Annotated in this window: 1 protein-coding gene; it reads right to left on the reverse strand. The window is 50.3% G+C overall.

All coding sequences use genetic code 11. The features are described from left to right. On the reverse strand, window positions 1-1,226 hold a 1,226-nt coding region (locus R7Q11_RS24840; protein WP_225466839.1), incomplete at both ends, for an efflux RND transporter permease subunit.

Here is a 1,226-nt window from a genome sequence, read left to right on the forward strand (position 1 = left end):
CAATGTAGAACACAGAGCTCGCAAACTCGGCGGAGTCGGTTTTGGAGAACAACACTGGGCTTGCGCCCATAATCGCGATGACAGTTGCGCCTAAAAGTGGCACGGCGGTTTCTTTGACGGAATCAATCGCGGCGCGAGTTCGCTCGATACCTTTGTTGAGCTTAGCGATCATCATATCGGTGATCACAATGGCGTTATCCACCAACATGCCCAGTGCGAGAATAAACGTACCTAGCGAGACACGGTGCAAATCGATGCTGGCGATGTTCATGTATACAAGCGTGAGCAAAATCGTCAGGAGCAAGCTTGCGCCAACGATGGTCGCACTCTTAAAACCCATGAAGACCAACAACACCACAAAAACAATCGCGACACTTTCAAGCAGGTTGCCAACAAAGTCGTCGATAGACTTTTGTACTTCTTCAGGTTGATAAGCAACGGTCGAGATGTCGACACCCAGCGGCAGCGTTGCCTGGTAGTTAGCGATGATGTCTTGAATCGTATCGCCAAGTGACACCACGTTAATGCCTTGAACTGGACTCACCGCCAAGGTGACAGCGGGCTCTCCGTTGTAGCGGTTTTCTGCCAATGCTGGTGTTTGATAACCCATGGTGATGTCGGCGATGTTACCAAGACGAATCAACCCCGAGCCAAACTCGCCGGTGCCACCATTGATGATTAAATTGCGAATGTCTTCTAGAGACTGAAACTCACTGGTTTGCGCAATACGAATACGCTCTGTACCCGCATCGAATTTTCCCGCTTCGAACGTGCTGTTTTGTGTGCTCAGTTGGTTCCAAACTTGTGCGATCGACAAACCATATTGAGCCAAGCGCTCGTCTGGCATATCGATATGTACAACGCGAGGTTGAACGCCGTGTAGCTCGATCTTTTTGATGCCGTCGACGGCTTTGATTTGGCGTTGCAGCTCTTCGGCGTAGCGACGCAACTCTTCTGGCGCAGCATCTGTGCTGTGGATAGAGAAAAGCATACCGTAGACTTCAGAGAACTCGTCTTGTACTACGCTGATCTGCGCGCTGGAAGGCAGCTGCAGTTTTACATCGTCCACTTTGCGTCTCAATAAGTCCCATTCCTGCGGAAGTGCTTTGGAATTAAGGCTCTCTTTGAGGTCAACAAAGACCATAGACAAACCTGGGCGAGACAATGAGCGCAAGCGATCCAACTCCGCCATTTCCTGCAATTTGGTTTCCACGGTATCGGTGACT

Source organism: Vibrio sp. 970, assembly GCF_033339075.1.